The organism is Brevundimonas sp. AVps5 (assembly GCF_058681515.1).
The window spans coordinates 3084434-3103080 of the sequence record NZ_CM178740.1 but is presented as its reverse complement, the minus strand read 5'-3'; the positions used below and the strand labels follow the sequence as shown (position 1 = coordinate 3103080).

Sequence of the window (18647 nt, the reverse complement as noted above, 5' to 3'; positions counted from 1 at the left end):
TCGCCATGAACCCGACCCACCTGCTCGCACCGATCCGGACCGGCGTCGCCGGTGCCGGCGTCATGGGACGAAACCATGCCCGCGTCCTGTCGGAGATGCGCGACATCGACCTGGCCCTGGTGTTCGATCCCGACGCCGTGGTCGCCGAGGGCGTCGCCGCCGCCTATGGTGCCCAACCGGTCACGACCGCCGCCGAGTTCGTCGCGGGCGGGCTGGATGCCGCCGTCATCGCCACCCCGAACCATCACCACGCCGACCTCGGCGTCGCCCTGCTGGAAGCCGGGGTCCATGTGCTGGTCGAAAAGCCGATCGCCGCGACCGTGGCCGACGCCCAGCGGATGATCGACGCCGCCAAGGCCAACAACCGTGTGCTGATGGTCGGTCAGGTCGAGCGGTTCAACCCGGCGGTGGAGGCGGTCAAACGCGCCATCGAGGGCGAGGACGTCATCTCCATCCAGATCACCCGCGTGGGTCCCTTCCCGCCGCGCATGGGCGAGGTCGGAGTGGTTATCGACCTGGCCGTGCACGACATCGACATCATCCGCCATCTGACCGGCTCGGAGATCGCCGAGGTCCAGCCACAGCTGTCCCGCACCCGCGCCGACCGCGAGGACACGGCGTTGCTCCAGTTCCGGCTGGAGAATGGCGTGATCGCCCACATCACGACCAACTGGGTCACCCCCTACAAGACGCGCACCCTGCAGGTCGCGACCCAGTCGAAATTCGTCGTCGCCGACCTGATGACGCGTCAGGTCACCGAATATTTCGGCCAGCAGCCGGACGGCAGTTACTCCACGCGCGGCGTGATGAGCTGGCCCAACGAGCCGCTGAAGAAGGAGCTGGAAGCCTTCGCCCACGCCATCCGCACCGGCGAGACGCCTGCGGTGACCGGCGAGGACGGGATGCGGAACCTGGAAGTGGCGCTGAGATGTCTGGGGGAATGAAGCTTCAGCCGGCGGTCCTCGAGAACGACTTCGTCCGGCTGGAGCCATTCGAGGACCGGCACAAGGAACCGCTGAGGCTGGCGTGCGACGCCGATCCGGAGCTGTGGCCCAATTTCTACTACACCTCGCTGGGCGGCGACCAATTCGACAGCGGTTGGCAGGCGATGCGGGAGCAGCAGGCGAAGGAGAGGCGGGTTCCGTTCGCCGTGATCCACGAAGCCGAGGTCGTCGGCCTGTCGACCTTCATCAACATCGACCCGGCCAATCGCGCGGTCGAGATCGGCACCACCTACTACCAGCCGTCGTCGCGTGGCGGTGTGGTGAACCCGGCGACGAAGCGGCTGTTGCTGGAGCACGCCTTCGCCTGCGGGGCGGCTCGCGTCTCCTTCCAGGTCGACCAGATCAACCTGCGCAGCCAGGCGGCGATGGCGAAACTGGGCGCCGTGCGCGAAGGGGTGATGCGCAACGACAAGATCACCTGGACCGGCCGGGTGCGCAGCTCGGTGATCTTCTCCATCCTGGCGGAAGAATGGCCGGCGGTGCGGGCGAAACTGGACGAACGGCTGGCGGGTTTCGCCTAGCCGCCGACCATCTGCATGCTGAGCCACTCGGCGATCAGGGCGGGCTTTTCCGCGCCTTCGATCTCGACGGTCAGTTCGTGCTTCAACAGCCAGCGGCCGCCGCCCTTGTCCTCGGCCGAGAGCAGTTTGAAACGGCCGCGGACGTTGGATCCGGCGGGGACCGGGGCGAGGAAGCGCAGTTTGTCGAAGCCGTAGTTGACGCCCATCACCACGCCTTCCAGCTTTTCCACAGCGTCATAGGACATGGCCGAGGCGAGGCTGAGGGTCAGGAAGCCGTGGGCGATCGTGCCGCCGAACGGGGTCTGTTTCGCCGCCACCGGATCGATGTGGATGAACTGGCGGTCCTCGGTGATCTCGGCGAAGGCGTCGATCCGGGCCTGATCGACCAGAATCCAATCCGAGACGCCGATCTCGGTCCCGATGAGCGACTGAAGGTCTGAGGTCCTGGTCATGCGGTGGCTCCCGATTGTGAAGTGCTGGCTATGGCCGGTTGGAACCGGCCTTCGATGATGTCGGCGAACAGGCCGGGGTCGATATTGCCCCCGGACAGGATGACGGCGGTGGTGCGCCCCTTCGTCTCGATCTTGCCGGCAAGGACGGCGGCCAGGGCCGCGGCCCCGCCGGGCTCGACCACCAGTTTCAGGGTACGGAAGGCGTAGGCGACGGCCTCCGCCGCCTCCAGATCACTGATCGCGAGAGCGCCCGAGAGGACGCGCTGGTTGATCGGGAAGGTCAGGACGCCGGGGATCGGGGTCTGGAGCGAGTCGCAGATCGAGGGCGGGCCCTGCGGGTGGCTCATCCGTTCGCCGGCAGCGAGGGAGCGGGCGGTGTCGTCATAGGCCTCCGGCTCGACGGCCCAGGTCCTGGTCTGCGGACTGCGGGCCTCCATGACCAGATTGATGCCGGCCATCAGTCCGCCGCCGGAGCAGCAGCACAGCAGCTGGTCGACCGGGCCGTCGGCCTGGTCCAGCAGCTCCAGAGCCGTCGTGCCCTGACCTTCGATCACATCCGGATCGTCAAACGGAGGGACGAGGACGGAGCCGCGCTCCTTCGCCACCTGGGCACCGATCTCCTCGCGGCTTTCTTTCCAGCGGTCATAGAGGCGGACCTCACCGCCGAACGACTTCACACCGGCGATCTTGATGGCCGGGCTATCGGCCGGCATCACGATGACCGCTCTGGTCCCCATGAGCCTGGCCGCCGCCGCCACGCCCTGGGCATGGTTGCCCGACGAGAAGGCGACGACGCCGGCGGCCAGCTCGGCGGGGCTGAAACGGCTGATCCGGTTGTAGGCGCCCCGGAACTTGAACGCCCCGGCGACCTGCATCGTCTCGGCCTTCAGCAGGACGCGGCCGCCCATCCGTTCGTTGAGCGCCGGGTTTTCAATCAGGGGGGTGCGGACCGCCGCCGGGGCGATCTGGCGGGCGGCGTCGAGGACGCCTTCATAGGAAGCGGTGCGGTCGGACATGGGACCCACTTAACCCGATCCCGTTCGTCCGCGTAAGGTGGCGAAAAGATGGAAACGCTTCAAGCCATGACGACCTGTATCCTCGCCATCGACCAGGGCACGACCTCGACCCGGGCCATCGCCTTCGAACTGCGGGAGGACAGGGGGCTACATCCGGTGGCGGTCAGCCAGATTGCGCTGGAGCAGCATTTCCCCCACTCCGGCTGGGTCGAGCATGACGCGGCCGAGATCTGGTCCGCCACGCTGCAGACCTGTCGCGAGGTGATCAGGAAGGCCGGCGGCGTCGGCCGGTTCGCCGCCATCGGCATCACCAACCAGAGGGAGACCTCGGTGCTGTGGGACGCCGCGACCGGGGAGCCGCTGCACAGGGCCATCGTCTGGCAGGACCGGCGGACCGCCGACGTCTCCGCGCGGATGGCGGCCGAGGGGCATGAGGCCATGGTGCAGGCGACGACCGGGCTGATCCTCGATCCCTATTTCTCCGCGACGAAGTTCGCCTGGCTGCTGGACGCCGTGCCCGGCGCAAGGGAACGGGCGGCCAGGGGCGAGGTGAAGCTGGGGACGGTCGACTCGTGGCTGGTGTGGAAGCTGACGAACGGCGCCAGCCACGTCACCGATGCGACCAATGCCAGCCGCACCTCCCTGATGGACCTGAAGACGCGGGAATGGCGCGACGACCTGTGTGACCTGTTCAAGGTTCCCAAGGTCGCCCTGCCCCGCATCGTCGGCTGCGCGGACCGGGCAGGGGAGAGTGATGCGGCGCTGTTCGGGCATACCCTGCCGATCACGGGCTCGGCGGGCGATCAGCAGGCGGCCCTGGTCGGGCACGGGGCGCTGAAGCCCGGCGACGCCAAGATCACCTATGGTACCGGTGCCTTCCTGGTGGCCAATGTCGGGGCCGAACCGGTGGCGTCGTCGAGCCGTCTGCTGGGCACACTCGGCTATCAGGTCGGAGACACCGTCGCCTGGGCGCTGGAGGGGTCAATCTTCTCGGCGGGTTCAGCGATCCAGTGGCTGAGAGACGGGGTCGGGATGATCCCGGACAGCCGCCAGTCCGAGGCCGTGGCGCAGGGGCTGAAGGACAATGGTGGGGTCTATCTGGTGCCGGGGTTCACGGGCCTCGGCGCGCCCTGGTGGGAGCCGGATGCGCGGGGCGCGGTGATCGGCCTGACCCGGGATACCAGGCCCGCCCATTTCGTGCGGGCGGCGCTGGAGGCCCTGGCCTATCAGACGCGCGACCTGCTGGACGCCCTGGCCAGGGACGGGGCGCCGCCGTTCAGCGTGCTGAAGGTCGACGGCGGGGTGACGGCCAATGCCTTCGCCATGCAGTTCGTCGCCGACATCTGCGAGGTCACGGTCGAACGGCCCGCCTTCCAGGAGATGACGGCGCTGGGGGCCGCGCGGCTGGCGGCGCTCGGCGTGGGGCTGATCGAGGACCTGGAGCCGAGGAACGGGGAGGCTCCGGCTGTGTGGACACCGCGCATGTCGGCCGAGCAGCGCGAAGCCTTGCTGGGGGGCTGGCATCGCGCGATCAAGGCCGCCATTGTCGCCGCGCAATGACTGATATCGCCACAGATCCCCAGGCCGCCTTTTCCGGAACACGGGAGGTCGATCCCCGCTACCGGCTCGACGAGGCCGCGCTGGACGCCTGGATGACCGCCAGGGTCGAGGGCTATGCCGGGCCGCTGACGATCCGCCAGTTCAAGGGCGGCCAATCGAACCCGACCTATGAACTGACCACGCCGGGCGCGGCCTATGTGCTGCGTCGAAAGCCGCCGGGGGTTCTGTTGCCCTCGGCCCATGCCGTGGACCGCGAGTTCGCCGTGACGTCCGCTCTTTACAGGCAGGGCTACCCGGTCGCGCGACCCTACGCCCTGTGCACGGACGAGGCTGTGATCGGCTCGATGTTCTACGTCATGAGCAAGGTCGAGGGGCGGGTCCTGTGGGACCTGAAACTGCCCGGCATGGAGCCCGCCGAGCGCCGCGCCATCTTCGAGGCCCAGACCGACGCCCTGGCCGACCTGCACAGATTCGATCCGGCCGGGATCGGACTGGCCGACTACGGCAAGCCGGGAAACTATTTCGCGCGTCAGGTCGGACGCTGGACCAAACAGTATCGCGCCTCCGAGATTGATCCGATCCCGGAGATGGACCGGTTGATCGACTGGCTCCCGCAGGGGCTGCCGCCCGAGGGGCCGGCCCGGATTGTCCACGGAGACTTCCGTCTCGACAATCTGATGATGGCCCCGGACGCGCCCGAGGTCCGGGCCGTCCTGGACTGGGAACTGTCGACGCTCGGCGATCCGATGGCGGATCTCTCCTATCTGCTGATCGGCTGGGTCCTGCCGCCGACGGTGCGGAACGGCCTGGGCGGGCTGGACCTGCCTTCGCTCGGCATTCCCACGATCGAGGAGACGATCGAACGCTATACAGCGCGCAGCGGTCTGGGCGCGCCGCAGAACATCGACTGGCTGATGGCCTACAACCTGTTCCGGCTGGCGGCGATCTGTCAGGGCATCGCCGGACGGGTGCGCGACGGCACGGCCTCCTCGGCGCATGCGATCGAGACGGCGAAACAGGTGACCCCGCTGGCCAGGGCCGCGTGGAGCTTCGCGGTGAAGGCGGGGGCCTAGTTCGTCAGGATCTGCACCCGCGACCAGACCTCGCCGCGGTTGACGATCTCGATACGGATCGGGCCGGCCTGGGGGCGAGCGACGGTGCAGACCGGATAATGGTCGCGCGAACCGTCGGAGCAGATGACGGTGCCGTTCTGGTCCCTCAAGATGAGATCGATATTGGTATCGCCGTCGCCGATGGCGGCCACGCGCAGAACCTCGTTGCGCCGCGCCTCGATGGTGAAGCTGTAGGTCTCGCGAGCGCGCAGGCGACGCACGACGACGATGGGGCCGGCGCCGAACGGCGAGGCGCGGACCCCCTTCTCCGGAGACCTGACACGCGAAATCTGGTCCAGCAGGAACCGGTCGCCCCCGGCGAAGGTCTCGGCCTCCTCCAGCAGGACCAGATGGGTCAGAAAGGGCTCGTCGCCGTTCTCGCGGCGGGTGGGGATGTCCCCCAGGATGCGGGCGGCGACGATCATGGCCGATGCGTCGCGGCGCCCGCGGGCCCAGGCGGCGACCTCGGCGGCGGTCACCATCTGGGTGATGGCGCGGGCTTCAAGATCGGGGTCGGGGGCGGAAGGCGGCCATTGGACCTGGGATCCGGCCGGCACCGCCGTCAGGCCTAGGACCGAGACGGCGATGGCGAACGCGGCGGCGATGGGGGCCTGTCCCCCGACGACCCGACCCGCGCGCTCAACCATCTTTACTCCCCCGATAGCGCCGCCATGGGATGGCGGCGGATCGCCATTAGCGACGATCAAGTCTCTGCGGACAGTGACCGAAACTGATAGGGGCGCCAAGGGTTTGGGCGTTCCAAACCATGAGGCGCGTCAACGTGCTGCGGCGCTGAGAATGCGGCGGTCTCCGCGGGACTGGACCATCACCACCACCTTGTCCTGGGGATCGGCGGCCTCAGGCAGGTCGAGCAGGATCGGACGGCCGGTCCATTCGCCGAGCCGGGTCAGGCTCTGGACCACATTGACGTGACGCACGGCGCGGCCCCGGTTGTCGCCGCCGGCCACGGTCACGGTCTGGGTTCCGGGCCGGTAGGCGACGGCCCAGACGTCGGCCCCGCCCGGAGGTGCCCGACCGGAGCCGACCCCGACCTGGTCACCGCTCTCGCGGAACTGGACCTGGGGCGGGAAGACACGGCGGGCGGCCTCCTCGTCGACGGCGTCCTGGACCGCCGGCCCCTCGGCGCCGGAGACCTGACGGCGTCCGTCGATGACGACCTGGGGGGTATAGACGTTCCGCAGACGCATGGCGGTCTGATAGGCGCGCTGGCGCTGGGCGAACTCGGGCCTGGCGAAGGTATCGGGCCAGCCGAGGTAGTCCCAGTAGTCGACGGCGTAGGTCAGGGCGATGACACCCGGCTCCTCGGCCAGGCCCTCAACCACCTGGTTGGCGGCGGGACAGCCCGAACAGCCCTGGGCGGTGAACAGCTCGACCACCACCGGCTCGGGAGGCGGGGCATCGCGGCGAACGGACCGCGCGCCGGCCGGCTGGGCGGTCGAACCGACCGCGCCCAGAAGCCCCAGGGCGGCGATGCCCGCGACGATGATGCTCCTTGCCTTCATGGGTGGGAGTCCTAGCGGGGTCGGCGACGGCGCGCGCCTCATTTTCGCGTGAACCTCATTCCTCCCCCGCCGGGGGAGGTGGCGCGGCGCGGCTTCGCGCCGTGACGGAGGGGGCCAGCCGCACACACCGTGTCTGGCCTGGGCCCCCTCCACCGCTTCGCGGTCCCCCTCCCCCGATGGGGGAGGATCGCTAATCCATCAACTGCTGACTGAGGTAGACGTAGTGCCTCGCCCAGCGCCGCGCGTTGGCCACCGGGTCGGCGTCGTTGGAATGCCCGCCCGAGGTCTCCTCGTAATAGAGGTGGTCGTGGCCCTGGTCGGCCAGGCGGGCGGCGAATTTGCGCGCATGGCCGGGGTGGACGCGGTCGTCGCGCGTGTTGGTGGTGATGTAGAGACGCGGATAGTCCGTCTCGGGCCGCAGCTGCTGATAGGCCGAGTACTGCGAGATGAAGGCGGCGTCGCCCGGGATGCGCGGGTCGCCGTATTCGCCGATCCAGGACGCGCCGGCCGGGAGGTCCTGATAGCGCAGCATGTCGATCAGGGGGCTTTCGATCACGGCGGCGTTGTAGAGCTCCGGATGCTGGGTGATCGAGACCGAGGTCAGGACGCCGCCGTTCGACCGGCCGTAGATGCCGAGGCGACGGGCCGAGGTCACGCCGCGCGTCTCCAGGTCGCGGGCCACGGCGGCGAAGTCATCGAAGGCCAGCTGGCGGTGTTCACGCAGGGCGGCCTGGTGCCAGGCCGGGCCGAACTCGCCGCCGCCCCGGATGTTGGCGACCACGTAGGCGCCGCCGTTCTCGAGCCACAGCTTGCCCAGCTCCGGCTTGTAGGCGGGCGGGAAGGAGACCTGGAAGCCGCCGTAGCCGAACATGATGGTCGGGGTGGAGCCGTCCATCGGGGCGTCCTTCGGACGGATGAGGAACCAGGGGATCTTCGTCCCGTCCGAGGAGGTCGCCTCGAACTGTTCGACCACATGGGTGGAGGCGTCGAACAGGGCCGGCCCGGCCTTGAGCGGTGTCAGTTCTTCTGCGTCGGCCGCCAGCAGGCTGAGGGTCGGGGGTGTCAGGAAGCCCTGGGTCGAGACGAACATCCGCCCCGAGCCGCGCGATACGTCACCGATACCGACGGCGCTGTTGGCGGGGGCGGCGATGGGGGCCGAACTCCAGGCCGCCCGGCCGCCCTGACCGAAGGCGAAGCGGCGCAGCGTGCCGACGACGTTGTCGGCGATGCCGACGACGATGTCGTCATCGAGAACGGCCACGTCCTGCACCGACTGGCGAGCGGTCGGTTTGAAGATCGTCTCCGGGTCGCTGTCCGGCGACGGCGGCGGCATGGTGGGCTGGGCGAGGTTGTCGAGCGACAGGGACAACAAGGTCCCCTCGGCCGCGGGGAAGCCGCCGCGATCCCAGGCTTCGTCGAGACCGACGATCAACCGGTTGTTCTGGACCCCGTGGATGGCGACCCGCTCCGGCAGGTTCAGGCGGATGGCGACGCCGCCGTTCAGACGCCAGGTCTCGGACCGATAGGTATCGAGCGGGCGGCTGATCAGGATCGCCTGAACCTCGCCTGCGCCGTTCCGATAGACCGAGGGGCTGACGCCGTAGCCGCCGTCGGAGATGTCGCCGCGATAGATTTCGATCCCGTCGGCGAGGGTTTGGCCGCGCTTCAACCGCTTGACGATGAAGGGATAGCCGCTCTCGGTCAGGGTGCCGGGTCCGAAGTCCGAAGCGACCAGAAGGGTGTCGATGTCGGACCATTCCAGCCGGTGCTTGCCCTCCGGCAGGATGAATCCGTCCTCGATCCACCGTTTGGCGCGGGTGTCGAACTCGCGGACGACGACGGCGTCCTTGCCGCCTTCGGACAGGGAGACCAGGCAGCGGGTCTCGTCGGGGGCCAGACAGCGTGCGCCCTTCCAGACCCAGTCCACACCCTCGGCGCGGGACAGGGCGTCGACATCGATCAGGGTCTCCCACCCGGGGCTGTCGGTGCGATAGCTGTCCAGCGTGGTGCGGCGCCACAGGCCCTTGGGATTGGTCGCGTCCTGCCAGAAATTGCCGATGCCGTCGCCCAGGAAGCCCGGTCCCGGGATGCGGGCGGTGGAGGACAGGATGTCGAAGGCCTCGGCGCGGAAGGTCTCGTAGCGGCGGTCGCCGGTCAGGGCGGCCAGCGAGCGCTCGTTGGCGGCGCGGACGAAGGCCATGGCCTCGGTCCCCTCGACCTCCTCCAGCGCCAGATGATCGTCGGCGGCGCGCACCCCGGCCGGCGACAGGTCGGCGGGGAAGTGCGGCGGCGGCGCGGTCTGGGCCATCGCGGGTGCGGCGAAGACCATCAGGGCGGTGGCCGCCATCAGGGATTGGATACGCATGTCACTCTCCGCTCATCCCCGCGGAAGCGGGGACCCAGTCCTGTGGGCGATCGGCGCCGCCCCATGGGAGGAAGAACTCAGTCCCAGCCGCCGATGCCTTGCGAAAGCACTGGGTCCCCGCTTCCGCGGGGATGAGCGGAAGAAACCCTATTCCTGGGCCGGCCCGTCCATGAGGCGGCGGGTCAGATAGGTGTATTCCAGCGCGATGCGGCGGGCCGTTTCGCGCAGGTTGGCGCCGGCCGCGTGGCCGCCGTCGGTGTTCTCGTAGAACAGGACCGGATAGCCCAGTTCCTCGAGACGGGCCGCCGCCTTGCGGGCGTGGCCCGGGTGGACGCGGTCGTCCTTGGTCGAGGTATGGATGAAGACCTCGGGGTAGGGCTGGCCCGCGCGCAGGTTCTGGTAGGGCGAATATTCGCCGATCCAGGCCCGCTGTTCCGGAATGTCCGGGTCGCCGTATTCCGCCCGCCACGAGGCGCCGGCGAGCAGGCGGTGGAAACGGAACATGTCGAACAGCGGCACCTGGATGACCGCCGCGTTGATCAGGTCCGGACGCTGGGTCAGCATCGCCCCCATGAACAGGCCGCCCTGGGACCCGCCCATGACGCCGAGGTGGGGCCGGGAGGTGATGTCACGCGCGATCAGGTCGAGGGCGACGGCCTGGAAGTCCTCATGGGCGCGCTGGCGGTTTTGCTGCAGGGCGGCCTCGTGCCAGTTGGGGCCGAACTCACCGCCGCCGCGCGTGTTGGCGACGACATAGACGCCGCCGCGCTCCAGCCAGAGTTTGCCGACCGTGGGCGAATAGCCGGGCAGCATCGACGACTGGAAGCCGCCGTAGCCGTAGAGAAGCGTGGCGTTCGTGCCGTCCAGCGGCATGTCGGTCTTATGCACCACGAAATAGGGGATCATGGTGCCGTCGGCCGAGCGGGCTTCGAACTGTTCCACGGTCATGCCCGAGGCGTCGAACTTGGCCGGGATCGACTTGACCTGGGCCATCTGCCCAGTGGCCGCGTCGACCAGCGACAGGGTCGAGGGCGACAGGTAGCCGGCGACGCTGACGAAGATGCGGTCGTCCTGTTCCGAGGCCGACCCCAGACCGACCGTCGAGTTGGCGGGCAGGTCCAGCCGGGTGCGCGCCCATTCGCCTGACGGGTTGGGCGTATAGACATAGGCCGCGCCGCGCACGTTCTCGTACAGGGCGACGACCAGCCTGTTGCGGGTGGCGGTGACGGATTCGACCGACTCACGGGCGTTTGGGCGGATGATCAGCCGGGCAGGCGCGGCCTGATCGGCCAGCCAGGCGTCGAGGGTCCAGGCGATGACGTCGCCGGTCTCGAACGCTTGCCCGGACGGCGCAGTCCAGTCCTGTTTGATCGTCACGACCAACTGGCCCTGGACCAGGGCGTCGATGTCGGACTTGGCCGGCAGCTGCAGTCGGGTCGTCGTCCCGTCTGCGTTCAGCAGATGGGTCTCGGCCTCGTAGAAGCTGACGCCGCGGTTGATCAGGATCGCCTTGATCGCGCCGTCGGCGTCACGAAGCGCGCCGCCGCTGACGGAGACGTCCGACGGCTGGCCGGTAAAGACGGTCTCGGCCTGGTCGATCGACTGGCCGCGCTTCAACCGCTTGACGATCATCGGATAGCCCGAGGAGGTCAGGGTGCCCGGACCGAAGTCGCGCGAGACCAGAAGCGTGTCAGCGTCGATCCAGGACGCGCCGCCCTTGGATTCCGGCAGTTCGAAACCGCCGTCGACGAAGGTGCGGGACACGGAGTCGAACTCGCGCACCACGACGGCGTCCTTGCCGCCGTCGGACAGGGAAATCAGGCACAGACGCTCTTGCGGCGGCAGGCAGGACGAGCCCTTGTAGACCCAGTTCTTGCCCTCGGCCGTGGACAGGGCGTCGAGGTCGAGGATGGTCTCCCACTCCGGCGCATCGGTGCGATAGGACTCGACCGTCGTGCGCCGCCAGATGCCGCGCACATGGGTCGCGTCCTGCCAGAAATTGTCGATATGGCCGTCGTGGGTGAAGCCGGGGGCCGGGATGCGGTCGCGGGCCTGGACCAGGGCCAGGGCCTGTTCGTGCAGGCCTTCATAGCGGGGGTCGCCCTGGAGCACGCCGAGCGAACGGGTGTTGTGCTCATTCACCCAGGCCATGGCGCGTTCGCCCTCGACCTCTTCAAGCCACAGATAGGGGTCGGTCGCGTCGGACGTGGCGAACCCGCCCTCCACGAGCGGCGGGTTGGGCGGGGTGTGCGCGGTCTGGGCCAGGGCGGAGGTTCCAAGAATGGAGGAGGCAAGAAGAACGGCCGTGAGGCTCAGCGAACGACGCATGCGGGGGCGCTCCGGAAAACAGGACTGGGCACCTTAGTCGCGAGGGGCCCGGCGGCAAGGCGGCGAACCTTACCGTTTTGTCACATGCGTATGGGTCGGCCGGTGTCGGGGCCTTAGGCTTTGTGTGACTGCCACTTTGGAGCCGCCGCCCCACGTGACTATATGACGGCCATGACCGGCGCGACCTCCAGACCCTTCGTCAAGATGAACGGTGCCGGCAACGACTTCGTCGTCGTCAACGCGCTGGACCGGCCCTTCACGCCGGGCCCAGAGGCCGTGCGCGCCCTCGGCGACCGCAAGACCGGCGAGGGCTTCGACCAGCTGATCGCCATAGAGCCTTCAGAGACTGCCGACGCCTTCATGCGGGTGTGGAACGCCGACGGCGGGTCGGTCGAGACCTGCGGCAACGCCCTGCGCTGCGTCGGCTGGATGCTGATGCAGGCCAACGGCGCGGATCAGGTGACCATCGACACCCTGGGCGGTCCGACGATCGCGCGGCGGGCCGGGGTCGACCGGATCACCGTCGACATGGGCCCGCCCCGGCTGGACTGGCGGGAGATCCCGCTGGCCGAGGAGATGGACACCCGCGGCATCGAACTGCAGGTCGGCCCCATTGATGACCCGGTGGTGCACACGCCCGGCGCCGTCTCCATGGGCAATCCACACGTCGTCTTCTTTACCGACCGCCAGGACGACGGCTTCGTCATCGGCACCGGGTCGCTGATCGAATATCACCCGCTGTTCCCGGAGGGGGTCAATGTCGGGTTCGCCCATGTCCTGGCCCCCGACCGCATCCGTTTGAGGGTGTTCGAGCGGGGTGCCGGCCTGACCCGGGCCTGCGGGACCGGCGCCTGCGCGGCCCTGGTCGCCTGCGCCCGACGCGGGCTGACCGGCCGGAAGGCCACGGTCGTCGTCGACGGCGGCGAACTGGTGATCGACTGGGCCCCCGATGAGAATGGGGCCACCGGTCACGTCTTCATGACCGGCCCGGTCGAGGTCGAGCGCACGGGAACTCTGGACATCTGATCCTCGCCCGTCGGGCGTCGGCGGTTGTCCCGACGGAAGGGCGCCGCTAGACCGGGCAGGCCCGCACCGTCAGAGACCCAAATGCCCGATCAGACCGACAAACAGACCTTCTCCGACGAAGAAGCCCTCGATTTCCACCGGCTGCCGCATCCGGGCAAGATCTCCATGGCGCCGATCAAGCCCATGGCGACCCAGCGCGACCTGTCCCTGGCCTATTCGCCGGGCGTCGCTGTGCCGGTGCTGGCTATCGCCGCCGACCCGGACAAGGCCTACGACTATACATCCAAGGGCAATCTGGTTGCCGTGATCTCGAACGGCACAGCCATCCTGGGCCTCGGCAACCTCGGTCACATGGCGTCCAAGCCGGTGATGGAGGGCAAGGCCGTCCTGTTCAAACGCTTCGCCGACGTCGACAGCTTCGACGTCGAGGTCAAGACCACCGATCCCGACGAGTTCATCACCGTCGTCAAGAACATCGGCGACACCTGGGGCGGCATCAACCTGGAGGACATCAAGTCTCCGGAATGTTTCGTCATCGAGAGCGAGCTGCAGGATCTGCTGGACATCCCCGTCTTCCACGACGACCAGCACGGCACGGCGATCATCTCGACCGCCGGCCTGATCAACGCTGTCCACATCACCGGCAAGAAGATGGACGAGATCAAGGTTGTGCTGGCAGGTGCCGGGGCCGCCGGTCTGTCGTCCATCGGCTTGATGAAGGCGGTCGGTGTTCGGCCAGAAAACACCGTCATCTGCGACCGCGACGGCGTGGTCTACAAGGGCCGCCCGAACGGCATGGACCAGTGGAAGGCCGCCCACGCCACCGATACCCACCTGCGGACCCTGGCCGAGGCCATGGTCGGGGCCGATGTGGTTCTGGGTCTGTCGGCCAAGGGCGCAATCACCAAGGAGATGGTGGCCTCCATGGCCCCCAATCCGATCATCTTCGCCATGGCCAATCCGGACCCGGAGATCACGCCCGAAGACGTTCTGTCTGTGCGCTCCGACGCCATCATCGCCACCGGCCGGTCCGACTATGTGAACCAGGTCAACAACGTGCTGGGCTTTCCCTATATCTTCCGGGGGGCGCTGGACGTGCGGGCCCGGCGCGTAAACCACGAGATGAAGATCGCCTGCGCCCACGCCCTGGCCCAGCTGGCCCGCGAGGACGTGCCGGACGAGGTCGCCGTGGCTTATCGCGGCCGCAAGCTGAAGTTCGGGCCAGACTACATCATTCCGTCGCCTTTCGATCCGCGCCTGATCTGGTACATCCCGCCCTTCGTGGCCCAGGCGGCGATGGACACCGGCGTCGCCCGCGTGCGTATCGACGACATGGATGCCTATCGTGCCCAGCTCCGCGAACGGGTCGATCCGTCAGCCGCCCTGATGCAGAAGATCTCGTCCGCCGTGCGCGCCGCGCCGAACAAGCGGGTGGTGTTCGCCGAGGGCGAGGAATCGACCGTCATCCGCGCCGCCTGGGCCTTCAAACAGGCCGAGCTGGGCACGCCGATCCTGCTGGGCCGCGAGGATCTGATCCGCAAGAACGCCGCCGAAGCCGGGCTCGACTTCGACGCCATGGGCATCGAGATCGTCAACGCCCGGGTGTCCGAGCGGAACCTCGAATACACCGACTTCCTGTACGACAAGCTGCAGCGGCGCGGCTACCTGCGCCGCGACGTCCAGCGGATGATCAACCAGGACCGCAACTATTTCGCGGCCGTCATGCTGGCGCGCGGTCAGGCCGACGCCATGGTCACGGGCACGACCCGCAATTTCAACATGGTGCTGAAGGAGGTCCGGCGTGTGCTGGACGTCGAGGGAGACAGCCTGATCGGCCTGTCGATCGTCCTGGCCAAGGGCCGCACCATCTTCGTCGCCGACACCTCGATCCACGAACTGCCCTCGGCGGAGGAACTGGCCGACATCGCCATCCAGGCCGCCGCGACGGTGAAGAAACTGGGTCGCACGCCGCGCGTGGCCTTCCTCAGCTACTCCACCTTCGGCAACCCGCCCGGAGAGCGCGGCGAGAAGGTGCGCGAGGCCATCCGGATCCTCGACCAGAAGGGCGTCGACTTCGAATACGAGGGCGAGATTCCGCCGGAGCTGGCGCTCGATCCGGCCCTGCGCACCAACTATCCGTTCATGCGCCTGAGCCGCGAGGCCAATGTGCTGGTCATGCCGGCCCTGCATTCGGCCGCCATCTCGACCCAGCTGGTCCAGGCCCTGGGCGGGGCGACCGTGATCGGCCCCCTGCTGGTCGGTCTGGAGAAGTCCGTGCAGATCGTGTCCCTGGGGGCCCAGGTGTCCGAGATCATCACCGCCGCCACCTTCGCCGCCTACGAGGAGGGCGTCAGCGTCGAGTTCGAGCCCGAGGACGAGGACGCCACGCCGCACCCGAGCGCGACGGTGGAACGGTCGATGACGGCGGTGCCGCCGACGGTCTGATCAGACCGCCGGGGCTCCGGTCCGGGCCAGCTTGCGGGCCTCGAACCCCAGGCGGACCCATTCGATCACGACGAAGACGATGGCGATCACCCCCATCCAGGCGGCGATGACGAACATCGGCGCATAGCCCTGGGCGTCGATCAGCTCGCCGAGCGCGCCGCGCCCGAGGGTGCCGATCAGCAGGGCCAGCGAGATGAAGACGGCGAACTGGACCGCGCCGAAGGTCCGGTTCGACAGGGCCGACAGATAGGCGACGAAGGCCGCGCCCGCGAAGCCGCCGGCGATGTTCTCGCCCGCGATGGCCAGCATCAGGCGCGACAGGGGCTCGCCCACCCCGATCGAACCGAACACCGAATAGAGGCCGGTCACCGACATGAAAGGCCCTAGATTGGGGGCCCCGAGGGCCAGATCCATCATCAGGAGGTTGGTCGCCGCCGACAGGATTGCGCCCAGCAGCAGGCTCCACATCCGGCCGATGACCAGCAGGGCCCAGCCGCCCAGCGCGATGCCGACGATGGTCATGATGACGCCGAAGGTCTTCGACGCGAGCGCCACCTCGGCCTTGGTGTGGCCCAGCGCCCCACCCGTGTCCCCCATATAGAAGGGGAAGGCGAACGGACCCCAGACGCCGTCGGTGATCCGATAGGTCAGGATCAGCCCCAGCACGACGATCGCCCCCCAGCCCAGACGTCCCATCAGCTCGACCAGGGGGGCGAGGATGGCGTCATAGAAGGTGTCGGCCAGTTTGGGCGTCGCCGCGCTTTCGGCGGCGGTGGCGACCCGCCCCTTCCACACGATCAGACCAGCGAGAGCGGCAGGCAGGACGACCGTCGCCGCGACGATCCACGGTCCCCAGGCGGCGGTGAACTCACCTGCACTCGGCGCCGGTGAGGTCGTCAGGGCGGTCACCATGAAACTGATCAACATCCACGCGGCCCAGCCCCAGGCCGCCAGCGTCGCCACGAGAACGAACAGTCGCAGGTGCGGCGAACCGCGCCGCTCCCTGGCGACAGCCGCCTGGGAGGTCGGGGCCGGTTCCGGCGCGATCAAGGTGCCGATGATGCCCAGACCCATCAGCAGGGCCGCGATGAAGAAGACGCCGGGCCAGCCGATGGCGGTCGCCAGCAGCAGCGATCCGGCGCCCCCGGCCAGGGCGGCCGTGCGGTAGCCCAGTTGATAGATGGTCGAGAGCAGGTCGATCGGCGCCTTCTCGTCGGCCACCTCGATCCGCCAGGCGTCGATGACGATGTCCTGGGTGGCGAAGGCGAAGGCCCCGAGCGCCGCGCCGAGCGCCAGCGGTCCCAGAACACCCGCGCCCGGATGCGACAGGGCGACGAGGCCCAGGGCGATGGCGATGACGACCTGCAGGCACAGGAGCCAGCTGCGACGGCGCCCGAACATCTTGCCGATGACAGGCGGGGTCCAGCTGACGGCCGGGGACCAGAGGAAGCGGAAGGCGCCGAACAGGCCGATCCAGGAGAGGATGCCGATGGTGGCGACCGGGATCTCCTCCTCGGTCAGCCAGGCGTTCAATGTGCCGATCAACATGGCGAACGGCAGGCCGGCCGAGAAGCCGAGCAGCAGCATGGCCAGGGTGCGCCGCTCGCGGAAGGCGACCTTCAGGACGGCAAGGCCCTTGGGTTTAAGGTCGACCTCTGTCGGAGCGGTGGGCGGCGCGGCGGGAGCGGTCATGGGGAGGAGCCTCTGTCTCGAAGGGTCCCCGATCTGATCGCCGGTTCGCCCTATGCGACGGCGACCTTGGCGCGGAAGTCGCCTGCCGTCCAGCGGGCCAGGGCGGAGCGCAGGGCCTCGGGTTCCAGCGGCTTGACCAGATGGTCGTTCATGCCGGCCTCGAGGCAGGCCTGGCGGTCCTCGGCGAAGGCGTTGGCGGTCAGGGCGACGATGGGGGTGCGGTCGCCGCCGGCGCGGATGACGCGCGTCGCGGCCGGTCCGTCCATGCCCGGCATGCGCATGTCCATGAAGACGAGGTCGTAGCGGGCCCGCTTCATGGCCGCGATGGCTTCGTCGCCGGTCGCGGCGGTCTCGACCACGCAACCCTCGCGGCGCAGCAGGGTCCGGGCCAGCAGGGCGCCGACCGGATTGTCCTCGACCAGCAGGATACGGGTTCCGGCGAAGCGGACGGGCAGGACGCGGTCGTCCTCGGGCGGCAGTCCGCGCGGCGCGCCCTGGACCTCGCCCGCGGTCGCAGCGGCCAGAACCCGTTCGACCAGGGAGGCGCGCCGCAGCGGCTTGATCAGATAGCCGTGGAAGCCGGCCGACTTGTACCGGGCGATCAATTCGCGCTCGGACGGCTTCAGCAGGACGACGCTGCGCCCGCCCTCGGGCAGGGGGGCCAGGGTCAGACCGGCCACGGCGGCTCCGGCATGATCGACGAGCGTGACGCAGGCGAGGCCGCCGACGGGCCACAACGAGCCGCCGGACGCGATGATCTGGGCCTCTGCCGCGTCGCGGACGAAGGGATCGGGGCTGCGGACGGCGAAGGCCCGATCGGTCAGGGGGCGGGTCCTCGGTGCGGCGTCAGGCGTCGCGTCGAAGGCGGCCTCGAAGACGAAGCGGGAGCCGCGCGCGCCCTTGGGCCCGGGGCGATCCTCGACCCGGACGGTCCCGTTCATGGCCGCAGCCAGTTTCTGGACTACGGCGAGGCCGAGCCCCGCGCCGCCGTAACGGGTGGCGTCGGAGGCGTCGGCGTGACCGAACTCCTCGAAGATGCGGGCGCGCGCCTCGACCGGGACGCCGGGGCCGGTGTCGTCGATGACGAAGGCCAGGAGCGGACGGTCGTCGGGGCCGCCGACGCGGTCGACAGCGATGCAGACGCCGCCCGTGTCCGTAAACTTCACGGCGTTGCCGGCGAGGTTGAACAGGACCTGGCGCAGGCGACCTTCATCGGCGAGGATGTCAGGGGCGTCGGCCGAGACCGACCAGACGATCTCCAGACCCTTGTCGTGGGCGCGGGGGCTCAGCAGTTCTGCGACGCCCCGCACCAGGCCTTCGAGTTCGACCGGGGCCGGATCGATCTCCAGCTTGCCGGCCTCGAGCCGGGCGTAGTCGAGCAGGTCGTTGACCAGGCCCAGCAGATGTTCGGCGGAGTCGCGCGCGGCCTCGGCATAGGCGCGCTGGGCGCCGTCCAACCGGGTGCGGGTCAGCAGGCCGATCATGCCGATGACGCCGTTCAGGGGCGTCCGCATCTCGTGGCTCATCAGCCGCAGGAAGGGATCGGCGCCGCCCGCGCGTTCGGCCTGTCCGGTTTCACTGTCGCCGGTCGTCTTCATCCGCC

14 protein-coding genes are annotated in these 18647 nt (G+C 68.8%); 6 read left to right on the top strand and 8 right to left on the bottom strand.

Annotated features, from left to right (window positions below; genetic code table 11):
* Window positions 1-5 precede the first annotated feature (5 nt).
* Together ACW18A_RS15730 and ACW18A_RS15725 are read left to right on the top strand one after the other, a co-directional pair.
* On the top strand, window positions 6-944 hold the full coding sequence (locus tag ACW18A_RS15730) for a Gfo/Idh/MocA family protein (protein WP_492022647.1): 939 nt from the start codon (window positions 6-8) through the stop codon (window positions 942-944).
* The gene (locus ACW18A_RS15725) at window positions 941-1525 is read left to right on the top strand and encodes a GNAT family N-acetyltransferase (protein WP_492022646.1); all 585 of its coding nucleotides are present in this window, start codon (window positions 941-943) and stop codon (window positions 1523-1525) included. The genes ACW18A_RS15730 and ACW18A_RS15725 overlap by 4 nt, the downstream gene beginning before the upstream one ends.
* Here the strand turns inward: ACW18A_RS15725 and ACW18A_RS15720 are convergent.
* On the bottom strand, window positions 1522-1977 hold the full coding sequence (locus ACW18A_RS15720; protein ID WP_492022645.1) for a MaoC family dehydratase: 456 nt from the start codon (window positions 1975-1977) through the stop codon (window positions 1522-1524). The genes ACW18A_RS15725 and ACW18A_RS15720 overlap by 4 nt on opposite strands.
* On the bottom strand, window positions 1974-2993 hold the full coding sequence (locus ACW18A_RS15715) for a threonine ammonia-lyase (protein WP_492022644.1): 1020 nt from the start codon (window positions 2991-2993) through the stop codon (window positions 1974-1976). The genes ACW18A_RS15720 and ACW18A_RS15715 overlap by 4 nt, the downstream gene beginning before the upstream one ends.
* 48 nt (window positions 2994-3041) lie before the next feature.
* Here ACW18A_RS15715 and glpK point away from each other — a divergent pair, with 48 nt between their 5' ends.
* Window positions 3042-4553: a glycerol kinase GlpK gene (glpK, locus tag ACW18A_RS15710; protein WP_492022643.1), complete on the top strand. Its 1512-nt coding sequence runs from the start codon at window positions 3042-3044 to the stop codon at window positions 4551-4553.
* Entirely contained in the window at window positions 4550-5626 is a 1077-nt protein-coding gene (locus ACW18A_RS15705; RefSeq protein WP_492022642.1) for a phosphotransferase family protein, read from the top strand. Before glpK ends, ACW18A_RS15705 begins: the two co-directional genes overlap by 4 nt.
* Here ACW18A_RS15705 and ACW18A_RS15700 read toward each other — a convergent pair.
* The 4 genes from ACW18A_RS15700 to ACW18A_RS15685 form a co-directional block, all read right to left on the bottom strand.
* Complete coding sequence (locus ACW18A_RS15700) at window positions 5623-6312, bottom strand: hypothetical protein (protein ID WP_492022641.1); 690 nt, start codon at window positions 6310-6312, stop codon at window positions 5623-5625. The two genes, ACW18A_RS15705 and ACW18A_RS15700, sit on opposite strands and share 4 nt — an antisense overlap.
* 129 nt (window positions 6313-6441) lie before the next feature.
* Window positions 6442-7188: a DUF1223 domain-containing protein gene (locus ACW18A_RS15695; RefSeq protein ID WP_492022640.1), complete on the bottom strand. Its 747-nt coding sequence runs from the start codon at window positions 7186-7188 to the stop codon at window positions 6442-6444.
* 190 nt (window positions 7189-7378) lie between these two features.
* Window positions 7379-9553, bottom strand: coding sequence for a prolyl oligopeptidase family serine peptidase (locus tag ACW18A_RS15690; RefSeq protein ID WP_492022639.1), 2175 nt, complete (start codon window positions 9551-9553; stop codon window positions 7379-7381).
* A gap of 147 nt (window positions 9554-9700) precedes the next feature.
* Complete coding sequence (locus ACW18A_RS15685; protein WP_492022638.1) at window positions 9701-11881, bottom strand: prolyl oligopeptidase family serine peptidase; 2181 nt, start codon at window positions 11879-11881, stop codon at window positions 9701-9703.
* A 171-nt stretch (window positions 11882-12052) separates the two neighbouring features.
* On the opposite strand from ACW18A_RS15685, the gene dapF reads away from it, so the two are divergent.
* Window positions 12053-12907 (top strand): diaminopimelate epimerase, encoded by an 855-nt coding sequence (gene dapF, locus ACW18A_RS15680; protein WP_492022637.1) that lies wholly within the window; start codon window positions 12053-12055, stop codon window positions 12905-12907.
* An 81-nt stretch (window positions 12908-12988) separates the two neighbouring features.
* Window positions 12989-15352 (top strand): NADP-dependent malic enzyme, encoded by a 2364-nt coding sequence (locus ACW18A_RS15675; RefSeq protein ID WP_492022636.1) that lies wholly within the window; start codon window positions 12989-12991, stop codon window positions 15350-15352.
* On the opposite strand, the gene ACW18A_RS15670 is transcribed toward ACW18A_RS15675, so the two are convergent.
* A complete protein-coding gene (locus ACW18A_RS15670) occupies window positions 15353-17044 on the bottom strand; it encodes an AmpG family muropeptide MFS transporter (protein WP_492022635.1) in 1692 nt (563 codons plus the stop codon).
* A gap of 50 nt (window positions 17045-17094) precedes the next feature.
* Window positions 17095-18642, bottom strand: coding sequence for a response regulator (locus ACW18A_RS15665; RefSeq protein ID WP_492022634.1), 1548 nt, complete (start codon window positions 18640-18642; stop codon window positions 17095-17097).
* Between the last annotated feature and the right edge of the window lie 5 nt (window positions 18643-18647).

Coding starts and splice junctions, on each gene's coding strand:
- ACW18A_RS15695 (WP_492022640.1), bottom strand. CDS start 7,188: ATGAAGGCAAGGAGCATCATCGTCGCGGGCATCGCCGCCCTGGGGCTT.
- ACW18A_RS15700 (WP_492022641.1), bottom strand. CDS start 6,312: ATGGTTGAGCGCGCGGGTCGGGTCGTCGGGGGACAGGCCCCCATCGCC.
- ACW18A_RS15705 (WP_492022642.1), top strand. CDS start 4,550: ATGACTGATATCGCCACAGATCCCCAGGCCGCCTTTTCCGGAACACGG.
- ACW18A_RS15665 (WP_492022634.1), bottom strand. CDS start 18,642: ATGAAGACGACCGGCGACAGTGAAACCGGACAGGCCGAACGCGCGGGC.
- ACW18A_RS15675 (WP_492022636.1), top strand. CDS start 12,989: ATGCCCGATCAGACCGACAAACAGACCTTCTCCGACGAAGAAGCCCTC.
- glpK (WP_492022643.1), top strand. CDS start 3,042: ATGGAAACGCTTCAAGCCATGACGACCTGTATCCTCGCCATCGACCAG.
- ACW18A_RS15690 (WP_492022639.1), bottom strand. CDS start 9,553: ATGCGTATCCAATCCCTGATGGCGGCCACCGCCCTGATGGTCTTCGCC.
- ACW18A_RS15715 (WP_492022644.1), bottom strand. CDS start 2,993: ATGTCCGACCGCACCGCTTCCTATGAAGGCGTCCTCGACGCCGCCCGC.
- ACW18A_RS15720 (WP_492022645.1), bottom strand. CDS start 1,977: ATGACCAGGACCTCAGACCTTCAGTCGCTCATCGGGACCGAGATCGGC.
- ACW18A_RS15685 (WP_492022638.1), bottom strand. CDS start 11,881: ATGCGTCGTTCGCTGAGCCTCACGGCCGTTCTTCTTGCCTCCTCCATT.
- ACW18A_RS15725 (WP_492022646.1), top strand. CDS start 941: ATGAAGCTTCAGCCGGCGGTCCTCGAGAACGACTTCGTCCGGCTGGAG.
- ACW18A_RS15730 (WP_492022647.1), top strand. CDS start 6: ATGAACCCGACCCACCTGCTCGCACCGATCCGGACCGGCGTCGCCGGT.
- dapF (WP_492022637.1), top strand. CDS start 12,053: ATGACCGGCGCGACCTCCAGACCCTTCGTCAAGATGAACGGTGCCGGC.
- ACW18A_RS15670 (WP_492022635.1), bottom strand. CDS start 17,044: ATGACCGCTCCCGCCGCGCCGCCCACCGCTCCGACAGAGGTCGACCTT.